Source organism: Methylophilus sp. 5, assembly GCF_000515275.1.
GTDB lineage: Bacteria > Pseudomonadota > Gammaproteobacteria > Burkholderiales > Methylophilaceae > Methylophilus.
Map to the genome: position 1 here is coordinate 180,667 of NZ_KI911560.1, position 20,097 is coordinate 200,763.

The window sequence follows — 20,097 nt, forward strand, 5'->3', positions numbered from 1 at the left end:
GGAAAATTTTGCATGCAATTAAACAGCAAACAAATCGCTTACTTACGTGGCCTGGCACACACTTTGAGCCCAGTTGTCATGATAGGCAACAATGGCCTGACCGACGCCGTATTAAAAGAAATAGAGGTCAGCCTGAACGCGCATGAGCTCATTAAGATTCAAGTCGCCGGGGATGATCGCGAATTACGCAAATCGCTGCTGACCGACATCGCAGACAAGGCCAATGCCGTTGCCGTGCATCACATTGGCAAACAGCTGGTCTTTTACCGTGCCAGCGAGACCGTAAAAGCCTCTGCCAAAATCGTCATCCCCAAGCTTTAATGTTGTCTGGCTTTAACCTGCCAAAGCCAACAAGTCATCAATAAAAAACGCGCTAGTTAAGGCGCGTTTTTTATTGGCGTTAGCTAGATTTAATCACCAGCCAGATGCCCAGCAAACACTCAACTAAATAAGCAATACTGGCCACGCCATGCCAGGTTTTAAAACGGCTGGCAAACACACTTTGCATCACGTCATTTGGCAAAGCACTGGCTTTTAATTGTGCCAACAAGGGCTGGATGCCAAACTCGCCGACCAGTACCAGCACCCACATCATGAACACGACCCAGAACAACCCTTGCTTGAACGCTGCAAAGCCATCACTGGCCAAGCGCTGAATCAGCAACCAGACACCGCTCACCAAGCCGATATAACTGACAATTGTAAACAGTTTACCAGCCACCAGACCTGCTAACGGCCGATCCGGTATGGTTTGAAACAAGACACTGGCCGTGATGGCAGTCATCCATAATGCACCCACCCAAAGGGTCAGCAACAGTGGATTAATCAAACCTGTGAGTCCTGCTTGCTTGGCCATGGCCATATACTCCTAAATCCATGCACTCTTAAATATAGAGCACTTCAAGAATTTCGTACTCTTTGACACCACCCGGCGATTGTATTTCAACTACTTCGCCCTCAGATTTGCCAATCAAGCCACGCGCGATAGGTGAGCTGACAGAGATTTTGCCATTTTTAATGTCGGCTTCGTCTTCACCCACAATTTGATACGTTTTTGCATCGCCAGAATCCAGGTCTTCAAAGCGCACAGTCGCACCAAACACAACACGGCCTTCTGCGTTCAACATGGTTGGATCTATGATCTGCAAGTTGGACAACTTGGCTTCGAGCTCTGAAATACGGCCCTCAATAAAGCTTTGACGCTCTTTGGCAGCCTCGTATTCGGCATTTTCAGACAAGTCACCCTGTGCACGCGCTTCAGCAATCGCCTGGATAATATTAGGGCGATCTACCGCGCGCAAACGTTGTAATTCTTCTTTGAGCAATTCTGCACCAATCACGGTCACAGGAATTTGATGTACTGCCATGTTGAAATACCTTAGAAAAATGAGTATAAAAAAAATAAACCACACCCAAATGAGCGTGGCTTATTTCAACTATCAATTAAGTCTAGTGCAATGACTCTTAGTGTAAGTTAAGCAAGGCGTTTGTGCAAGTCTTGCACCGAGTAGACATTCATGTCCTTGCTTTGAGCCATACCGATACAGGCTGCACGTGCACCAGCCAGGGTCGTGTAATAGGTGACCTTGTTTTGCAACGCACTACGACGAATTTCATACGAGTCGGTAATGGCTTTTTTGTCTTCAGTCACGTTAACAATCAAGCTGATCTCATCGTTTTTGATCATGTCGACAATATGCGGCCTGCCTTCGGCCACTTTATTGACTGGTGAAACGTCCAGACCTTGTTCTGACAATGCGCGTGCAGTGCCTTTAGTCGCTACCAGGCTGAAGCCGAGCTTGACCAGATCTTTGGCAATATCAATCACTTTGGCATGATCTTCATTACGCACACTGATAAAAGCCCTGCCGCCAGTTGGCATTTTGACTGAAGCACCCAACTGCGATTTCACAAATGCTTCGGCAAAGGTAGTGCCTACGCCCATCACTTCACCGGTTGATTTCATTTCAGGCCCCAGAATGGTATCTACGCCTGGGAACTTGATGAATGGGAACACGGCTTCTTTGACTGAATAATAAGGCGGCACCACTTCTTTGGTCACCCCTTGCGATTTCAGGCTCTGGCCCGCCATACAACGGGCGGCGATTTTCGCTAACTGCAAACCACACGCTTTAGACACAAACGGCACGGTACGTGAGGCACGCGGGTTTACTTCCAACACATAAACCACTTCGCCCTGCTCGGTATTCTGCACCGCAAACTGCACGTTCATCAGGCCTTTTACACCTAACGCTTTGGCCATTTGCACGGTTTGCTTGCGCAACTCGTCTTGCAGGCTATCGCTCAGGCTGTAAGGTGGCAATGAACAGGCAGAGTCACCAGAGTGCACACCTGCTTGCTCAACGTGCTCCATAATGCCGCCGATCAAAACATCTTCACCATCGCTCAATGCATCGACGTCGACTTCAATCGCATCATTCAAGAATCTATCCAGCAGCACTGGAGATTCATTAGACACTTTCACCGCTTCACGCATGTAGCGCTCGAGCTGACTTTGTTCATGCACGATTTCCATCGCACGGCCGCCCAACACATAAGAAGGACGCACCACCAGTGGATAACCAATCTCAGTTGCCAGGCGAATCGCCTCCTCTGGTGCACGTGCAGTGCGGTTTGGTGGCTGCTTCAAATTGAGGGTATGCAGCATTTGCTGAAAGCGCTCACGGTCTTCAGCGCGATCAATCGCATCTGGCGTGGTACCAATGATAGGCACACCGGCTTTTTCCAGGTCACGCGCTAATTTTAATGGTGTTTGACCGCCATATTGCACAATCACACCGACTGGTTTTTCGATATTAACGATTTCCAGGACATCTTCCAAAGTCACCGGCTCAAAGTACAAACGGTCAGAAGTATCGTAGTCGGTAGAAACGGTCTCAGGGTTACAGTTCACCATGATGGTTTCATAACCATCTTCGCGCATGGCGAAGGCTGCATGTACGCAGCAATAGTCAAACTCAATGCCCTGGCCAATGCGGTTAGGGCCGCCACCGAGCACCATAATTTTCTTATTGGTGGTTGGTTTTGACTCACACTCTTCTTCATAAGTAGAGTACATATAAGCCGTGTTGGTGGCGAATTCAGCCGCGCAAGTATCAACGCGCTTATAAACAGGGCGCACATTTAAAGCTTGGCGGAAAGCACGCACCGCATGTTGGTCAGTATTCAGCAACTTGGCCAAACGACGGTCAGAGAACCCTTTGCGCTTAAGACTAAACAAAGTGTCTTTGTTTAAGTCTGCCAGTGACTTCACTGACAAAGACTGCTCCAGTTTGATGATTTCTTCGATCTGCACCAGAAACCAGCGGTCAATCTTAGTGATGTCAAAAATTTCATCGACACGCATACCCAGACGGAAGGCATCAGCCACATACCAGATACGCTCAGGTCCCGGCTCGCCCATTTCTTTAACAATACGGTCTTTGTCATCGGTTATAGAGTCCAAACCGTCGACGCCAACTTCAAGGCCACGCAAGGCTTTGTGAAAAGACTCCTGGAAACTGCGGCCCATGGCCATCACTTCACCCACAGACTTCATCTGCGTGGTTAAACGGCTATCAGCCTGCGGGAATTTTTCAAATGCAAACCGTGGCACTTTGGTGACGACATAGTCAATCGAAGGCTCAAACGATGCCGGCGTTTGACCACCGGTGATTTCGTTACGCAATTCGTCTAGGGTAAAGCCCACCGCCAATTTGGCAGCGACTTTAGCAATCGGGAAACCCGTTGCTTTAGACGCCAGCGCAGAAGAACGTGATACACGCGGGTTCATCTCAATCACGATCATGCGACCATCATCAGGGTTGATGGCGAATTGCACGTTAGAACCACCAGTATCCACACCGATTTCACGCAGCACGGCCAACGAGGCGTTACGCATGATCTGGTATTCTTTGTCACTCAGGGTTTGCGCTGGCGCGACGGTGATACTGTCGCCAGTATGCACGCCCATCGGGTCCAGGTTTTCAATCGAACAAATAATGATGCAGTTGTCCGCCTTGTCGCGCACCACTTCCATCTCGTACTCTTTCCAACCCAGCAGTGACTCTTCAATCAGCAGCTCATTGGTTGGTGAAGCATCCAGGCCACGCTCGCAAATGGCGATAAACTCTTCGCGGTTATACGCAATGCCGCCGCCGCTGCCGCCCATGGTGAATGAAGGACGGATAATGGCCGGATAACCAATCGTTGCCTGCACTTGCAGGGCTTCTTCCAGGCTATGCGCAATGGCAGAACGTGCCGAACCCAGACCGATTTTGGTCATGGCTTCTTTAAATTTCTGGCGATCTTCGGCTTTATCAATGGCCTCTTTAGAAGCGCCAATCAGCTCGACATTGAATTTCTGCAAGACGCCATGTTTGTCAAGGTCCAGCGCACAGTTCAGTGCAGTCTGGCCGCCCATGGTCGGCAACAGAGCATCAGGACGCTCTTTTTCAATGATTTTCTCGACAATTTGCCAGGTAATGGGCTCGATGTAGGTCGCGTCCGCCATTTCCGGGTCGGTCATGATGGTGGCCGGGTTGGAGTTCACCAGAATGACGCGATACCCTTCTTCACGCAGCGCCTTACAGGCTTGCGCACCCGAATAGTCGAACTCACAGGCCTGCCCAATGACAATGGGACCGGCACCGATAATCAGAATACTTTTAATGTCAGTTCTTTTTGCCATTAGCTGGACTTTCTTTCTTGCGATGATTTGCTTTCTTGCATTAACTGGATAAAGCGGTCAAACAACACGCTCATTTCTTGCGGACCAGGGCTCGCTTCAGGGTGGCCCTGAAAGCTGAAGGCTGGCTTATCAGTACGTGTAATGCCTTGCAGGCTACCATCGAACAGTGAGACATGTGTCACTTTGACATTGGCTGGCAAACTCGTTGGATCCGCCGCGAAGCCATGGTTCTGGCTGGTGATATACACGCGCTTGCTTTCAACGTCTTGTACCGGATGATTAGCCCCGTGGTGACCAAACTTCATTTTCAATGTTTTGGCACCGCTCGCGAGAGCCAGCAACTGGTGGCCCAGGCAGATACCAAACGTCGGGATACCAGTATCAACCAGCGTTTTAATCGCAGTAATCGCGTAATCGCATGGCTCAGGGTCACCAGGGCCGTTAGACAGGAAGATACCGTCAGGCTGGTAGGCCAGTGCTTGTTCAGCCGTCGCCTGTGCTGGCAATACGGTGACTTTACAGCCACGCGAAACCAGCATGCGCAAAATGTTACGTTTGACACCGTAGTCAAACGCGACGACATGGAACTTAGATTCAGCCGCTTTGCTGAAACCTGAACCCAATTGCCACTCGGCTTCTGTAAACTCATAAGGCTGAGTACAGCTGACCACTTTGGCCAAGTCCATCCCTGCCAGGCCTGGGAAACCATTCGCCAGAGCCAGGGCTTGCGCTTCATCGACAGATTCGCCAGCCATGATACAGCCAGCCTGCGCACCTTTTTCGCGCAGAATGCGGGTCAGTTTGCGAGTATCGATATCGGCAATCGCCACCACATTGTTGGCGTTGAGATAATCGGAGAGATTTTGTTCACTGCGGAAATTGCTTTCCAATAAGGGCAAGTCACGAATAATCAGACCCGCAGCATAGACTTTGCCTGACTCGACATCTTCACTATTGGTACCGTAGTTACCAATGTGCGGATAAGTCAGTGTCACAATTTGTTCGGTGTAGGATGGATCAGTGAGAATTTCCTGATATCCGGTGATAGATGTATTGAACACCACTTCACCGACCGTATGACCGGAAGCGCCAATGCTAATGCCCTTAAAAACAGTTCCATCTGCTAACACTAAAATCGCTGGAATTGTTTTTGACACCTTTAGCTCCTTAAGTTTGATACGAAACACATCGTTTAGAGGGTTCATCGCATCGCCAGAAACGGGGTTCAAGCTGCGGTGAATAGATGTGCAAAACGGGAAAAGCTTGTTGGACTCTTCCCGTTCAGAATTAAAGCATTATAGCGCAAATCGACTACTCACTCAAGGGCAACTGACAGGCAACATTCGTTTTGCCCCTTAACTAATCCAAGCGTTAAACACTATAGTGACATCAGGTTTTATCAAACCCCAATACATCACGCATATCAAACAAGCCTTGTGGCTTATCGGCCAAAAACTTGGCCGCACGCAATGCGCCTTGCGCAAAGGTGGCACGGCTAGAGGCCTTGTGGGTTAGCTCCACACGCTCACCCACGCCTGCCAGTACCACAGTATGGTCTCCCACCACATCCCCACCACGCATGGTTGCAAAGCCAATCGTGCCAGTCTCGCGCTCGCCAGTCACGCCCTCTCGCGCATACACGGCACAGTCTTTTAAAGCTTTATCTATGCCCTTAGCGGCAGCTTCGCCTAATCGCAACGCAGTGCCTGACGGCGCATCTACTTTATGGCGGTGATGCATCTCGACCACTTCAATATCGTAGCCCTCGTTGAGCACGCGCGCAGCCTGCTCAACCAGATTAATCAGCAAAGTCACACCGACGCTCATATTCGGTGCAAATACCACCCCAATATTTTTGGCAGCGGCAGCAATCTGTTCTTTTTCAGCCTCATTAAACCCTGTGGTGCCAATCACCAGCTTAACGTTTGCTTGCTGGCAGGCTTGCAAATACTGCATGCTGGCTTCTGGGCGGGTAAAATCGACCAGCACATCTGCGCCTTGCAACGCCGCAGCCACATCTGCACTAATGTTCACTCCAGTTTGCTTACCAAACTGTTCACCAGCATCCCGACCCAGCATCGGGCTCCCAGCACGATCCAGCGCAGCATGCAGTTGCAGGCCAGTATCAGAAAAAACACCATCCAGTAACGCATGTCCCATACGGCCAGACACACCAGCAATTACAACTTTCAACATAACTCGCTCAATCACTTTTTAATAACTATGGGATTAAAATCCGATTTGTTCCAGTACGCCGTCCAGATGCTCAGCACTACCTTCAGGCGCAGTCACCTGCTGGCTGCTGCCCGATGCCGCTTCGGCAGCAGAAGTAGCAGTTTCACGCACAATCAACCAACGCTGGGTACTTGTATCCAGTTGCAACTCCAAACGCTTAGACATCTCGTCACGGTAGGATTTTGCTGCGTATGTTTGCGTGAATGTCGCAACCGCTAACTCCCCTGTTCGAGAGACATTGAGGTTGCTGATATCCAGGCTGATTTTACCTTGCTGCGGAGACAGACGCTTTTTACGTTGCGCTTCCCAGGCGGCACGGCTAGGTAACCCTTCAGGCACGAAAGCCGGTGAATACGCTGCAAAGTAGGCACTCGTATTCTTGCTACGCCAGGCTTGCGCCCAAGCCTGAACCGCTGACTCAACGCCGGTATCGGCAGCCGCCGCAGTCGGCGCAACCGATGCTTCTGGTGTAATCACCTGCTCAGCAGCACTCACTTTCGGCAGATCAGCCACAGCAGCAGCTCCTGCCACAGGCGCGACACGTTCACGCGTAATCAACCAACGCTTCAGTGATGACTCATAACGCATTTCCAACGTTTTCGTCAGCTCATCCTTATAAGATTTAGCCGCATATTTCTGCTCAAAATGCACAGTGGCAATCGCCGCTGCACCTTCACGCTGAATTTGAATATTATTCAATACCAAAGTAATTGCGCCCTGGCCAGACGACAAACGCTGCTTACGCTGTGCTTCCCAGGCCTTTTTGGATGGCAAACCTTCTGGCACAAAGTCAGGCGCGTACGCAGCCAGGTAGCCTTTAACATCCTTGCTACGCCAGGCTTGCGCCCAGGCAGCCACCGCTTGATTGATTTCGCCATCACCGGCGGGTACTTCTTGTGCTACAACTGGGGCAGAGTCAACGGCTTTGGCCGCGGGTTGCAGTTCTTTAGTCGCCACCGTGGCGGCAGGCGGAGCAACAGGAACCACCCCCTTCACGATAGACTTGGCGACAGGCGGCGGTGGTAATTCCGGCTCAGGTTCAGGCTCTGGCAGTTGCTCAGCCACAAACGTAGGTGCTGGCTCAGCAGCTTGATCAGCCTTAGGTGCAACGCCCTTCTCAGTCACTTGATGTGCTTCAGCATCTGTAACAGGCGCATTCACTTCTGCCATATTGCCTTTAACCATCTCTTGCTCACTAGGCACGACTGGCGCCACATATTCCCCTTCGGGGATATAAGGGATCACCTCATCATCGTCAACGGCCGAAACCACTGCGGCCTTGGCGGCTGTCACTGGCTGGGGTGCTGGCTTGGCTACAGGAGCCACTGTTTTTTTGGACGCGGCTGGTTTGACGACCGTTGCGACCACCGTTGCCGCAGCAACCACTGGCGCAACAACACTCTTACTGGCCGCAGGCGCAGCTTTAACAGCTGGAGGCAATACTGGTTCAGGCTCAGCCATCACAGCAGGGGCTGCCACAGCTTCCTGTTTAAACACGGGCGGCGGCTCCACACTATCTGCAATTTGCGCGGCCATTTCCTCTTCATTTACGGCATTTGGTTTGGTTGCAGTTGCGTCAACACTCCCTTTGGCCATCTCTTGAGAGGCCGCATATTCACCTTCAGGAATATAAGGCACCACTTCATCTGCCGCCGCACTACTTGTCGCAGCACTGGCATTACCAGCATTTTTTGCAGTTTCGGCAGGCTGTACTGTCGCTGACTTAGTGTCTGGCTCCGCAGCCGTCGCCACAGCAGCGGTACTAGCCGCTGCGGCCGCGCCGTCTTCAGCTTTCCAAAACTTGAGTTTATCTGTCCAGGCTTGGTCTTTTTCTGCCTCAGCTTTTTTCTGTGGCGCTTCTGCTATGGTTTTAATATCAGGATTTTCTGCTGATGGAATCACGTCACCACGCACAGACACCAGGCTATCTTTGTCAAAGTCGAGGATCACTCTGCGTTTTTCAACCACCGCACCCTGTTTGCGCAGTTCGTAAAAATAATCCCAGCGATTATCACGGAAACTATCTACAATCAGCGGGGTCCCCATAATGTAACGCACCTGGGTGCGTGTCATGCCAGGACGCAGTTGCAACAACATTTTGGAAGTCACAACATTACCTTGCTGCACTTCCATCTTGAATGGCTTGACTGAAGGAAGTTTGGCACCGCACCCACTCTCCAGAGATGCGACAGCCAACACAAATAAGATAGAATTACGCATTGGATTCACTTTATAATCGGTATTATTGAGAATAATCATTAATATACCACGTAGTTTCGCCAATCCAGTATGGCTGGCGACTTAACCAGTGACAAAACTTAACGACAGACAACCCCAATGGACAAAACCTATGCATGATCCTAAAGAACTTAAAAATGCAGGCCTTAAAGCAACGCTACCGCGTCTGAAAATTCTGGAACTGTTCGAAAATAGCGAGCAGCGCCACCTGTCTGCTGAAGATATTTATAAAATCATGATCACCAATGGCGAAGATGTTGGCCTGGCCACGGTGTATCGTGTACTGACTCAGTTTGAACAAGCCGGTTTGTTGGTCCGCCATCACTTTGAAAGCGGCAAAGCCGTATTTGAAATGAACGAAGGCAGTCATCATGACCATATTGTTTGCGTCAAATGTGGCCGCGTCGAAGAGTTTTATGACGAAGAAATTGAAAAAAGACAAAAAACAGCAGCAGAAAAATATGGCTTCACCATGCAAGACCACTCACTGACCATTTATGGTTTGTGTAAAAAACAACCTTGCACTGAATAAGCATTTTTATCATGGGTCATTGTTCATTTTCGCAGTTCCTTGGCGAACATTGACCCATACACCCCTGCTTGCCCGTCCTCATCCCCACACCCGAACATTACGCCGCCGGATTTGCGCCTGTCGCTCATCCTGACGCACGCATTCTGATTCTGGGCACATTGCCCGGGGTCGCCTCAATTAAACAGCAACAATACTACGCACACCCGCAAAACGCCTTCTGGCGGATTATGCAACAACTGTTCAATATTCCGGCCCATGCGCCTTATGCTGCGCGCTGCCAATCTGCGCTTGAGCATAGACTCGCGATTTGGGATGTTTGCCATGCCGCACAACGCATAGGCAGCCTCGACAGCAGCATTCAAGGGCACAGCATTATTGCCAATGATATCAATCATTTATTGGATACTTGCCCACACATCGCCTTGATTGCCTTTAATGGCCAAGCGGCGGCACAGCTATTCAAAAAGCATATTCAGCTAACACACGCAGTGCCTGCAGTGACGCTACCTTCAACCAGCCCAGCCAACGCTAGACTTTCGTTTGACCAAAAACTGCTGCAGTGGGCAGTGCTAAAGCAGCACACAAAATAATCATTTATCGCAACAAAAAAGGCCTGATATTTCAGGCCTTTTTTTTGCAACTCGCTCTCACCCAAATCTATCTGACAGAAAACTTATTCACGAAGATAGATACAGCCCCCAGCACAATCGAAGTCACACCCATAAACAAATTACCTGTCTCGCCACAAGCGATACAGTGCACACCATTTGGGGTGATCATCAAAGCACCGATGATAATGACCCAGGCCCAAGCTATTACTCCTATCCTATGCTTCATGCGACTCTCCTAAGTGTTTAATGTAGCTATACAGCTAATGCGACCATACCCGATGAAAATATAAATTAACATAAAATAACAACAGGCAAGCAGATTAAAGCACGATTATTAGCTGCAATCAACGCAAAAAAACAAATGGAGAAAATAGAATTTACAGACTAGACAGAAATAAACTGCCTGGCGCTTTAATTACCAGGCAAAGCATCTGCAAACGACTTGGCCGCACAGACGGCGGCCATGGGTTGACCACTCAGGAGTGATTCGCCTGCAGCATTTCGCGCGCGTGATTGCGGGTTGCCTCGGTGATTTGCAAGCCGCCCAACATACGGGCAACTTCTTCTACCCGCTCGCCTTCACTCAGCGTATGAATACGGCTCAGGGTTGTGCCGCGTTGCTCAGACTTGCTGACTTGCCAATGTTGTCGCGCCTGTGCGGCCACTTGTGCCAAATGGGTAATCACCAGTACTTGTCGATGCTGCCCCAACTGGCTCAGTAATTTGCCAACCACTTCGGCCACGCCACCACCGATCCCCACATCGACCTCATCAAAAATCATGCATGGCACGGTGCCTAATGACGCCGTCGTCACTTGCAATGCCAGGCTGATACGCGACAACTCGCCACCAGAAGCGACTTTATTGAGTGGTCTGGGTTCAACCCCTGCATGGCCAGCCACCAGAAACTCGACCTGCTCGAGGCCATGTGCTGCAGCCTCGCCAGGCGTTAATGCCACCGCAAACTGGCCACCTTTTAATGACAAAGCCTGCATTTGCTCAGTAATGGTTTGGGCCAGTTTACGAGCAGCCTGCTGCCTCGCAGCAGAAAGCTGTGTGGCCTGCGCATGGTAATTTTGCCAGGCGGCCTGTACCTGTTTGGCCAATGCACCATCATCGGCAAACGCTTCTAGCTCCGCCATACGGCTGAGTTGCTGCGCCAATAAGGCAGGCAACTCGTCAGGTTTGAGCCTAAACTTGCGGGCAATACCATGAATCGCCTGTATGCGCGCTTCAACTTCTGCCAACCGCGCGGGGTCCAGTTCACTCTTTTGCAAATAACGATTGAGCGCACGGCTGGCTTCTTCCAGTTGCACCACGGCAGAGTCCAGGGTTTCGAGCATGGGCTGTAAACCTGCATCAATCACCTGCAACTCGGCCAATTTGGCTTGTGCTTGCGACAACAGATCCAGCGCATTCACCTCATCGCCTTCACTCATCATCTGCAAACTGGCTTCCATGCCACTGAGCAAACTGGCGCCATTGCTCAAGCGTGCATGCTCCTGCTGCAAGGCTGCCCACTCGTCAGCCACAAACCCCAATTGCTTTAACTCACGCGTGCTATCACGCAGCACGGCTAATTCGTCAGCAAACTGGCTGGCATTTTTTTCGTAGGCCAATTGCTGCTGATGCAATTGCGACCAGTCTTTGTAAAGCTTGCCCACTTGCTTTGCCAATGGCGCGGCTTGCGCATAAGCATCCAGAATCTCGCGCTGAGTGGCGATTTTAAGCAAAGAATGGTGTGCATTCTGGCTATAAATATCAATCAGGGTATCGCCGATCTCGCGTAATTGGCCGACAGTGGCTGAGGCACCATTGATAAATGCGCGACTACGGCCATCGGCATAAATCACCCGACGTAAAATCAAGGCATCATCGACATCCATTTCTTGTGCCTGCAACCACTCGCGCGCCGCTAGATTTTTTGTAATATCAAAACTGGTGGAAATCTCGGCCTTTTCACAGCCAGCGCGCGTCACGTCGCCCTCATTACGTGCACCTAAGCTTAACGACAAAGCATCAATCAAGATGGATTTGCCGGCGCCGGTTTCGCCAGTGAGTGCGGTGTATCCCGCTGAGAACTCGAGTTCCAGCGTATCAACAATGACAAAGTCTCGGATAGAAAGGGCTTGTAGCATGGGTTATCAGCGCGGGCTTGGTTAGCCCCAGTTTAATTTGTTACGTAGCATATCAAAATAACAATAATCTTTGGGATGCACCAGTTGGATTTGCTGTGGCGCACGCTCAATGCGCACATGGTCACCCACAGCCAGCGGATATTGCCCTTGCCCATCGTAACTGATTTGGGCATCGGCAGCGCTCACGATGATCACCTCGATCACACTGCAAGCAGGCACGGTAATCGGCCTGTAACTTAATGTGTGCGGACTAATCGGCACGATAGAAATCGCCTCAAGATCCGGGTGCATAATTGGGCCACCGGCAGATAAGCCATAGGCGGTAGTGCCAGTTGGTGTGGTTAAAATCAGGCCATCAGAGCGCTGGCGCGAGACAAACTGCCCATCCACATGCACCTCTAGCTCAATCAGGCGAAAGGCACTTTTAATCACCACATCATTTAAAGCAACGGTCTGTTCAATCGCTTGCCCGGCGCGGGTCACCACGGATTGCAGCAACATGCGTGACTCTAGCTGGCACTCACCTTGCAGAATCTTATCAATCTCAACCAGCATCTCATCCGTTTGCAAGTCAGTCAAAAAACCCAAACGGCCGCGATTAATGCCAACCAGCGGCACACCGGTATCGCGTAAGGCTCGGCCCACACTGAGCATGGTGCCGTCGCCCCCCATCACAATCACCAGATCAGCCTTGCTACCAATATCGTCCAGGCTGGCCAGTTCAAAGCCTTCATCATCTACAAATTGCGCTGTTCGCTCTTCAACACACACGTGCAAGCCCAGAGACAACAGATGATGTGCCAAACGGGTCAAATCACTTTGCATGTGCTGCAAGGCGATGGCGTCCATGTATTTTCCAACAATGGCGACTGAACGGAATGTAGATTGCATGGCCGCATTAAAGCATAGAAGCCCACAACTGAAAAGCGCAAGGGGCTGTTATCCTGAGCGTAAATGGTGCAAAATTTGATACACGGCAACAAGGTGGTTAAAAGTGGACAAACGCGCGCAAATTTTACTTAAAACACTGGTGGAACATTACATCAGCGAAGGTCAACCCATAGGCTCACGTACATTGCTCCAGCATTCGGGCCTGGACGTCAGTCCGGCAACGATCCGCAATGTGATGAGCGACCTTGAGCAATTAGGCTTTATTACCAGCCCGCATACCTCTTCTGGCCGCGTGCCGACCAAAAAAGGCTATCGCCTGTTTGTAGACTCGCTCATGACCGTACAGCCACTAGACCAGCGCGCCGTGGCGCAACTTAAAACCGGCCTGACTTCACCTAACCCGCAAGCATTGATTAACAGCGCGGCCGACATGCTGTCGCAACTGACACAATTTGCAGGCTTGGTGATGATCCCCAAACGTACCCGCAATGTATTAAAGCATCTGGAATTTTTGCATTTAAATGACAAGAAAATTTTAGTCATTTTAGTCACCGAAGATGGCCAGGTGCAAAACCGTATTTTGCTCACTGACAAAGCCTTTAGTGCCAGCGAACTCACCGCTGCCAGCAATTACTTTAACAGCCATTGCCGGGGCTTATCGCTAGAAGAAGTGCAAGCCAAGCTCAAACAAGAACTACAGCAGATGCAGGTAGATATTAACCGCCTGATGTCTGCCGCACTCGAAGCTGCCAGCCAGCCAGAATCATCCGAGCAGGAAACCGTGGTGATTGCTGGTGAACGCAACCTGCTGCAAGTCGATGAGTTATCGACCAATGTGGGCAGCTTGCGCAAATTGTTTGAGATTTTTGAGCGCCGCACGGCCCTAATGCAGCTACTGGATCACAGCCAGCGTGCGGATGGCATACAGATTTTTATTGGCGGCGAAAGCGGCTACCTGCCGCTGGACGAATGCAGCCTGGTCACCTCACCCTATGAGGTTGACGGCCAGGTGGTCGGCACATTGGGCGTGATTGGCCCAACGCGCATGGCTTACGAACGCATTATCCCGATTGTGGACGTGACCGCCAAACTGCTGTCGAACGCATTGTCTAACCAGTAGCCCGCCTCTTTACATTTGTCAGAAGGCTCTGACAGCACTATCAGCTTTAACCTGCTACAACACAAGCAAGCAAGTTCTTATACTGAACTTACTATTTATTCAATGTGGAGAGATCAATATGAACAGCGTTAATCAAAAATCTTTGCATAAATCATTTATCTGGTCTGTGCTGTTAGTGTTGTGCCTGAGTACTACTGCCTGTGGCTCCATGAGTACACGTGGCAAAAGCACTGCCTTAGGCGCTGGTATTGGTGCAGTCGGTGGTGCCGTGTTAACGGGCGGTAGCGCCATTGGTACCGTTGGCGGTGCAGCCATCGGTGGCGTGATTGGTAACCAGATCAACAAAAAATAATATGCTTATTGCAGCCGCTGGCTAACCCTCGGCAGCTGTCGCACTTTTTTATCAGGCAAACGTCATATGGGCATTTAATCGCTTAAAATGCCCATATGACCTATTACCAGCCAGAGCCTGCCTACACCCACGGCAGCCAACCAAAAGTGGGGATTCTGTTAGCTAACCTGGGCACACCAGACGCACCCACCGCCAAGGCCTTGCGGCCCTATTTAAAGCAGTTTTTAATGGACAGGCGCGTGGTCGAGATCCCCCGTTTGATCTGGTGCTGGATTCTCTACTGCATCATTCTGGTGATCCGCCCGAAAAAATCTGCCGAAAAATACGCCAGCATCTGGCGCAAAGACGGCTCGCCGCTGATGGTTTACGCCCAGCAACAAAAAACCTTATTCCAAACCCAACTTTCCAGCAAAATCAACTCGCCGTTTGCGGCTGAACTCGGCATGACTTACGGCAACCCCAGTATGCAAAGCGCGATTGAATCCCTCAAAGCGCAAGGCTGCGACCGCATTCTGGTGTTCCCGCTCTACCCACAATATGCCGCCAGCAGTACCGCCGCCGCACTAGATGCTGTCTGGCGCGTACTGCTTAAAATGCGCAATGTGCCTGCGATTCGCACCATCAAGCACTACCACGATCATCCGCTATATATTCAAGCACTGGCCAGCCATATCAAAACCTACTGGCAACAACACGGCCAGCCAGAAAAACTGGTCATGAGTTTTCACGGCGTGCCCAAATTTCACCTGCTTAAAGGCGACCCTTACCATTGCGAATGCCACAAAACCGCGCGTTTGCTGGCAGAGGTTTTAGGCTTAAACAAAGACCAATATCAGGTCGCCTTCCAATCCCGCTTCGGCCGCCAGGAATGGCTACAACCCTACTTAGCCAACATGCTAGATGTTTTAGGTAAACAACAACTCAAACGCATAGACGTTATCTGCCCAGGCTTTAGCAGCGACTGCCTGGAAACCCTGGAAGAAATCGCCATGGAAGGCAAACATTTATTCCAATCTGTGGGCGGTGGCGATTATCACTATATTCCGGCGCTTAATAGCGAAGCGGTTTGGATTGAGGCCATGCGCGATATTGCGCTGGAACATTTGCAGGGGTGGGTGAGTGATGATTTTGATCAAGCGGGATCCGAATTTGAAGCTCAGGTATCCAATCAAAATGCTTTAGCTATGGGAGCTAAAATATAGCTTTAATGTTCATCGCAGAAAAATAACAAATTATGCCCAGTCATTATGCCTCAGATGAGGAAGTTAAAAATTTAGTCAACTTAGGTAAGAAGATTTGTGCTGCCAATTGGATTTTTACAGAATCTGAAGCAGATGCAGACTACTATGCAATTATTCACGATATGGAGTGGATTATTGCTCATTTAATGCGAATATTAAATATCAACGCTGTTATAAATTATGCAGTGGCCAGCTCAACTGCGCCTTTTCAAGTTGTACGTTTATCCGAAAATAGGTTTGTGATACTGGTCGACCGCAATGCGTACTATGATTTATTAGGTTTAAATTTAAGAATACAAACCCTGCCATCATTATCAGAGTTTCTTGGCACAACATCTCTCGAACTGAATTCGAGCTACCAAGGCAAATATTTACTAGACATAATCAAAGATTTTTTATTTAACCCAATTGATTACCAGGAGGCAATCAATGCAACAAAGTCATGCATGGGATATCAAGCCTCCCTACTATTTATTATTGGTCATGAAGTCGCACATATGACTCATGGCCATCTAGGCTTTAAAAAATCCTCTTATTACAAGGAATTCTCACTAACAGAACAAGATGAAAACTTAACTCTTCGAACTTTGGAAATGGATGCAGACAGCTCGGGTACAACAAACGTTTCAGCTACTATGGAGTTTTCTATTTTGAAATCTCTTGAAATGCTTGAAATCTCAGAGGAAATCAAGAGGCAAGAAAAGTCAAAATTATTGCGTCGCCAATACATAACTGGGATATATGTTGCACTGCTTTACTCGGATGCAAGACTCAAAACTTTTTTCACTCCTAAATATCCAATTAGCTATTCACGGTTTCTCACTGCGAAGGGCGTTCTGGAAATTGCTCTCAGGAAAGATATCAATGAGGAAGCCTCCAAAACGCCAGAGCAAGTAAGATCTCATTTAGTAAATTCATTTGCAGCTATCTCAGGATCCCTAGGATCATTAGGACATCCAATTGCTACTAACATGATGATCATCGAACCCGGCGCAACAGAACCAGTTCATCAATATGACGAATTGGGAATTCTTATCGGGCTAGAGCATTTAGAACCTCTATACTCACGTTGGTCACGTATTAGACCAATCTTAGAGCAATATCAATTAGGCGGTGAATTGGCTCCTGCAATCTCACCGCCTTTTTAATCTAAACACAAATTGTTAATTTGCCATATTCATTATAAAAAACTACACGACACGCGAATATCTTAATTACTACTATCCCTGGCTTTTTCTAAGCTTATTCTACTGGCAGCCCACGTAGGGCGGACCTGCTTACAGTCCACCACATTTAACAAGCCTATACCATTGCATGGTGACCTCGCACCACGGGCGATTACACCCTGCTCACTGCTTGTCAATGACACTTTAAAGACTTTCCTAATAAAAACCAAAGTGTTGCACCTAGCCTAAGAAACGCCACCACCGTTGACAGGACAAAATTTTATCCTTATTCTGTCCTTAAAAATTTAAGGAGTTGCCATGTCACTCGCAGAAAATATCCGGCCGATCACCTACCTGAAAACCAGTGCGGCAGACATCGTCAAAGAGTTCGCTGAAAATCCTGAACCCATCATCATCACGCAGAATGGTGAAGCCAAAATGGTGGTGATGGACATTCATGAGTATGAGAAGCAGAAGGAGACGATGGCGCTGCTCAAGCTACTTGCGCTAGGGAGAAAAGAGTTTCAAGCAGGAAAGTTCAGCGATGCAGAACAGTTTCTTAATGAAATGGATGACTAATCGTGTCTCGCCACTTTGTGATTCTTGATAGCGCCAAGGAAGAATTTAAAGAGATCAAGCAGTATGTAAAAAGAGAATTTGGCGACATGATCTGGAATGAGGTCAATCATGAATATAAAACGGCTTTCACTCTCATTAAAAGCAACCCTCAATCTGGAAGCCCGATTGAAGAATTAAAAGAACTAGGGATCAATCACATCTAATACAGGCTGGTCAGACAGACAAGGATTTTTTATGAGATTGATGGCGATTTCATTCTGATTCACATGTTTATCAGCACAAAAAGAGATTTCATCAGCCACTTGATGAAGAGACTCTTTAATCAGTAGGCAAATCGCGATTCATTTGACTAAAATCAGCTTAAATGGAGCCAACTGCTCAACCTTATGGATAATCAATAGATATAAAAAAAGCGTAATTGAATTACGCTTTTTTTACTACCGACAGATCGTTTGAATATCAGGCTTGTTTGCGACGTGTAGCAAACCCTAACAATCCCAACCCGGCCAACAGCATACCGTAGGTTTCAGGTTCTGGTACGTTTGCAACAGTAAACTGGAACTTATCGTAACTGAAGCCAGCCCCTGTCGAGGAGTCATCGAAATACAGTTTTGTGATGTTTGAATATGCGCTTAAATCGACCAAACCGTTTGCTTCACTTGCAATGGTGCCGAGTAAAGTGGCGCCACTGAAAATGTTAATATCAAGATGGTCACCACTATCGTAACCAGCAAGCACAAACGAGAGACTATTCACTGCTGAAGTAAAGTCAACTTGCATATCTGCCTGACAATTAGTGCTTGTCGTCAGCGGGCAAATCTCACTGGCTATCCCTGACGCGCCAATATAAAAGTCTGCCCCAAAAGAGGTGATGGTTGCCTGCGGGAACACTAGAACGGTCGAGCCTTGAGGCCCCTGTGATAACGTTGTGAAATCTAAAGTATCAGCAAGTACACTGGTTGAAAATAAACCAACAAACACTGATAAAGCGATACTGCGCTGTTTCAAAAACCTCATAATATCCTCCCAATAATTTATATTAATAATAATTGCAAAATGATTGTAAGCTTATGATAGGAACATGTCTATAGCCCACTTGGTCAGGCGGATTCATTGTGAATTGATTGAGCTTTTTTGCAATTTAATTGGTTAGTTTTAATCGTCCAGCAAAAGCTTTAAGAATAAGCGAATAACAGCACCTACAATAGACATGCTCTCAGCACTTTATACTTTTAAAGTGCGCTGATTCCTCTGCCAGCCCTCGCCTATTACGCGTTATAATCACGTTTTAATGTTTTTATCACTCCCCTATGATCATTATCACCGGTGGTGCAGGCATGATTGGTTCTATCATGGCCTGGCATTTGAACAACAAACTGGGTCGGCAAGACCTGGTGATTGTTGACCGCATTACGCACGAAAACCAGTGGCAAAACCTGGTGCACAGGCATTATGCTGAGTATCTGGACAAAGATCAGTTGTTCGACTTTCTGGAAGATAACGACGACATCACGGCGGTGATTCATATGGGTGCGATCAGTGCGACCACCGAGCGCGACTTTAACAAGCTGGTGGCAGATAATATGCACTACTCACAGGACTTGTGGTCGTGGTGTGCTGAGTATGAAGTGCCGTTTTTTTACGCCAGCTCTGCGGCGACTTATGGTGGTGGCGAGCAAGGTTATGACGATGCCAGCATTGAAAATCTGCGACCCTTAAATGGCTATGGCTACTCAAAACACTTTTTTGACCAATGGGTGTTAGAACAGGTCGCGCAAAAACACGTGACGCCTCCAGCATGGGCGGGGTTTAAGTTTTTTAATGTCTATGGGCCCAACGAATATCACAAAGAACGCATGGCCAGCGTGGCATACCACACCTTTAACCAGTTTAAAGAAACCGGTACCATGCGCCTATTTAAGGGCACCAAGGCTGACGTAGAAGATGGCATGCAACTGCGTGACTTTGTCTATGTTAAAGATGTGGCTGACGTGATGGGGTTCTTTTTAGAAGCAGCGTTAAAAAACAAGCCTGCCACCAGTGCAATTTACAATATCGGCACCGGCCAGGCACGTAGCTTTAAAGACCTGGCAACCAATGTAATGACCAGCATGGCGCGTGAGCCCAACATTACCTATATAGACATGCCACAAGATTTACAGGGTAAGTATCAGTACTTTACCCAGGCCGAAATGCAAAAGCTGCGCCAGGCAGGCTACAAAAAGCCTTTTACCACGCTGGAAGAAGGCGTAAAGGACTACGTGCAGAACTATTTGCTGCAGGATGACCCTTACGCATAACCTC

At 48.8% G+C, this 20,097-nt stretch carries 19 protein-coding genes; 10 read left to right on the forward strand and 9 right to left on the reverse strand.

Annotation, left to right across the window (positions count from 1 at the left end; genetic code table 11):
* The first annotated feature begins 12 nt into the window (after nucleotides 1–12).
* Nucleotides 13–321: a ribosome assembly RNA-binding protein YhbY gene (gene yhbY / locus METH5_RS0100780; protein ID WP_029146698.1), complete on the forward strand. Its 309-nt coding sequence runs from the start codon at nucleotides 13–15 to the stop codon at nucleotides 319–321.
* Nucleotides 322–400: 79 nt separating this feature from the next.
* Here yhbY and METH5_RS0100785 read toward each other — a convergent pair whose 3' ends face one another.
* The 6 genes from METH5_RS0100785 to bamE all read right to left on the reverse strand — a co-directional run bounded on the left by METH5_RS0100785 (nucleotide 401) and on the right by bamE (nucleotide 9,145).
* A complete protein-coding gene (locus tag METH5_RS0100785; RefSeq protein ID WP_029146699.1) occupies nucleotides 401–856 on the reverse strand; it encodes a DUF4149 domain-containing protein in 456 nt (151 codons plus the stop codon).
* A 28-nt stretch (nucleotides 857–884) separates the two neighbouring features.
* A complete protein-coding gene (gene greA / locus METH5_RS0100790) occupies nucleotides 885–1,367 on the reverse strand; it encodes a transcription elongation factor GreA (RefSeq protein ID WP_029146700.1) in 483 nt (160 codons plus the stop codon).
* Between the two features lie 107 nt (nucleotides 1,368–1,474).
* The gene (gene carB, locus METH5_RS0100795; protein WP_029146701.1) at nucleotides 1,475–4,690 is read right to left on the reverse strand and encodes a carbamoyl-phosphate synthase large subunit; all 3,216 of its coding nucleotides are present in this window, start codon (nucleotides 4,688–4,690) and stop codon (nucleotides 1,475–1,477) included.
* Entirely contained in the window at nucleotides 4,690–5,847 is a 1,158-nt protein-coding gene (carA, locus tag METH5_RS0100800) for a glutamine-hydrolyzing carbamoyl-phosphate synthase small subunit (RefSeq protein WP_029146702.1), read from the reverse strand. Before carA ends, carB begins: the two co-directional genes overlap by 1 nt.
* A 232-nt stretch (nucleotides 5,848–6,079) precedes the next feature.
* Nucleotides 6,080–6,886, reverse strand: a complete 807-nt coding sequence (gene dapB / locus METH5_RS0100805; protein WP_029146703.1) for a 4-hydroxy-tetrahydrodipicolinate reductase — start codon at nucleotides 6,884–6,886, stop codon at nucleotides 6,080–6,082.
* Nucleotides 6,887–6,919: 33 nt separating this feature from the next.
* Nucleotides 6,920–9,145: an outer membrane protein assembly factor BamE gene (gene bamE / locus METH5_RS0100810; protein ID WP_232410884.1), complete on the reverse strand. Its 2,226-nt coding sequence runs from the start codon at nucleotides 9,143–9,145 to the stop codon at nucleotides 6,920–6,922.
* A gap of 130 nt (nucleotides 9,146–9,275) precedes the next feature.
* On the opposite strand from bamE, the gene fur reads away from it, so the two are divergent.
* Together fur and METH5_RS0100820 are read left to right on the forward strand one after the other, a co-directional pair.
* Nucleotides 9,276–9,695, forward strand: coding sequence for a ferric iron uptake transcriptional regulator (gene fur / locus METH5_RS0100815; protein ID WP_029146705.1), 420 nt, complete (start codon nucleotides 9,276–9,278; stop codon nucleotides 9,693–9,695).
* 68 nt (nucleotides 9,696–9,763) lie between these two features.
* Nucleotides 9,764–10,285: a DNA-deoxyinosine glycosylase gene (locus METH5_RS0100820; RefSeq protein WP_036307444.1), complete on the forward strand. Its 522-nt coding sequence runs from the start codon at nucleotides 9,764–9,766 to the stop codon at nucleotides 10,283–10,285.
* A gap of 497 nt (nucleotides 10,286–10,782) precedes the next feature.
* On the opposite strand, the gene recN is transcribed toward METH5_RS0100820, so the two are convergent.
* Together recN and METH5_RS0100835 are read right to left on the reverse strand one after the other, a co-directional pair.
* Complete coding sequence (gene recN / locus METH5_RS0100830; RefSeq protein WP_029146708.1) at nucleotides 10,783–12,444, reverse strand: DNA repair protein RecN; 1,662 nt, start codon at nucleotides 12,442–12,444, stop codon at nucleotides 10,783–10,785.
* 21 nt (nucleotides 12,445–12,465) lie between these two features.
* Nucleotides 12,466–13,335 (reverse strand): NAD(+) kinase, encoded by an 870-nt coding sequence (locus tag METH5_RS0100835; protein WP_081726676.1) that lies wholly within the window; start codon nucleotides 13,333–13,335, stop codon nucleotides 12,466–12,468.
* Between the two features lie 103 nt (nucleotides 13,336–13,438).
* On the opposite strand from METH5_RS0100835, the gene hrcA reads away from it, so the two are divergent.
* From hrcA to METH5_RS15715, 6 genes are all read left to right on the forward strand, one after another.
* On the forward strand, nucleotides 13,439–14,455 hold the full coding sequence (hrcA, locus tag METH5_RS0100840; protein WP_029146710.1) for a heat-inducible transcriptional repressor HrcA: 1,017 nt from the start codon (nucleotides 13,439–13,441) through the stop codon (nucleotides 14,453–14,455).
* A 118-nt stretch (nucleotides 14,456–14,573) separates the two neighbouring features.
* Nucleotides 14,574–14,807: a glycine zipper 2TM domain-containing protein gene (locus METH5_RS0100845; RefSeq protein WP_036307447.1), complete on the forward strand. Its 234-nt coding sequence runs from the start codon at nucleotides 14,574–14,576 to the stop codon at nucleotides 14,805–14,807.
* 95 nt (nucleotides 14,808–14,902) lie between these two features.
* The gene (gene hemH / locus METH5_RS0100850) at nucleotides 14,903–16,009 is read left to right on the forward strand and encodes a ferrochelatase (protein WP_029146712.1); all 1,107 of its coding nucleotides are present in this window, start codon (nucleotides 14,903–14,905) and stop codon (nucleotides 16,007–16,009) included.
* A gap of 32 nt (nucleotides 16,010–16,041) precedes the next feature.
* Nucleotides 16,042–17,196 carry a hypothetical protein gene (locus METH5_RS0100855; protein ID WP_029146713.1) on the forward strand — a complete coding sequence of 385 codons (1,155 nt, stop codon included), beginning with the start codon at nucleotides 16,042–16,044 and terminating at the stop codon, nucleotides 17,194–17,196.
* 336 nt (nucleotides 17,197–17,532) lie between these two features.
* A complete protein-coding gene (locus METH5_RS0100860) occupies nucleotides 17,533–17,793 on the forward strand; it encodes a type II toxin-antitoxin system Phd/YefM family antitoxin (protein WP_029146714.1) in 261 nt (86 codons plus the stop codon).
* Nucleotides 17,794–17,795: 2 nt separating this feature from the next.
* Nucleotides 17,796–17,996 (forward strand): hypothetical protein, encoded by a 201-nt coding sequence (locus METH5_RS15715; RefSeq protein ID WP_051412795.1) that lies wholly within the window; start codon nucleotides 17,796–17,798, stop codon nucleotides 17,994–17,996.
* 256 nt (nucleotides 17,997–18,252) lie between these two features.
* Here the strand turns inward: METH5_RS15715 and METH5_RS0100870 are convergent, their stop codons facing one another.
* Nucleotides 18,253–18,810 (reverse strand): PEP-CTERM sorting domain-containing protein, encoded by a 558-nt coding sequence (locus tag METH5_RS0100870; RefSeq protein ID WP_029146715.1) that lies wholly within the window; start codon nucleotides 18,808–18,810, stop codon nucleotides 18,253–18,255.
* A gap of 293 nt (nucleotides 18,811–19,103) precedes the next feature.
* Here METH5_RS0100870 and rfaD point away from each other — a divergent pair, with 293 nt between their 5' ends.
* Nucleotides 19,104–20,093, forward strand: coding sequence for an ADP-glyceromanno-heptose 6-epimerase (gene rfaD, locus METH5_RS0100875; protein WP_029146716.1), 990 nt, complete (start codon nucleotides 19,104–19,106; stop codon nucleotides 20,091–20,093).
* Nucleotides 20,094–20,097 lie beyond the last annotated feature (4 nt).

Excerpts from the sequence above, each read along its gene's own strand:
- METH5_RS0100855 (WP_029146713.1), top strand. The coding sequence starts at position 16,042 with ATGCCCAGTCATTATGCCTCAGATGAGGAAGTTAAAAATTTAGTCAAC.
- METH5_RS0100835 (WP_081726676.1), bottom strand. The coding sequence starts at position 13,335 with ATGCAATCTACATTCCGTTCAGTCGCCATTGTTGGAAAATACATGGAC.
- greA (WP_029146700.1), bottom strand. The coding sequence starts at position 1,367 with ATGGCAGTACATCAAATTCCTGTGACCGTGATTGGTGCAGAATTGCTC.
- carB (WP_029146701.1), bottom strand. The coding sequence starts at position 4,690 with ATGGCAAAAAGAACTGACATTAAAAGTATTCTGATTATCGGTGCCGGT.
- METH5_RS0100870 (WP_029146715.1), bottom strand. The coding sequence starts at position 18,810 with ATGAGGTTTTTGAAACAGCGCAGTATCGCTTTATCAGTGTTTGTTGGT.
- METH5_RS0100860 (WP_029146714.1), top strand. The coding sequence starts at position 17,533 with ATGTCACTCGCAGAAAATATCCGGCCGATCACCTACCTGAAAACCAGT.
- hemH (WP_029146712.1), top strand. The coding sequence starts at position 14,903 with ATGACCTATTACCAGCCAGAGCCTGCCTACACCCACGGCAGCCAACCA.
- yhbY (WP_029146698.1), top strand. The coding sequence starts at position 13 with ATGCAATTAAACAGCAAACAAATCGCTTACTTACGTGGCCTGGCACAC.
- METH5_RS0100785 (WP_029146699.1), bottom strand. The coding sequence starts at position 856 with ATGGCCAAGCAAGCAGGACTCACAGGTTTGATTAATCCACTGTTGCTG.
- recN (WP_029146708.1), bottom strand. The coding sequence starts at position 12,444 with ATGCTACAAGCCCTTTCTATCCGAGACTTTGTCATTGTTGATACGCTG.
- fur (WP_029146705.1), top strand. The coding sequence starts at position 9,276 with ATGCATGATCCTAAAGAACTTAAAAATGCAGGCCTTAAAGCAACGCTA.
- bamE (WP_232410884.1), bottom strand. The coding sequence starts at position 9,145 with ATGCGTAATTCTATCTTATTTGTGTTGGCTGTCGCATCTCTGGAGAGT.
- rfaD (WP_029146716.1), top strand. The coding sequence starts at position 19,104 with ATGATCATTATCACCGGTGGTGCAGGCATGATTGGTTCTATCATGGCC.
- METH5_RS0100845 (WP_036307447.1), top strand. The coding sequence starts at position 14,574 with ATGAACAGCGTTAATCAAAAATCTTTGCATAAATCATTTATCTGGTCT.
- dapB (WP_029146703.1), bottom strand. The coding sequence starts at position 6,886 with ATGTTGAAAGTTGTAATTGCTGGTGTGTCTGGCCGTATGGGACATGCG.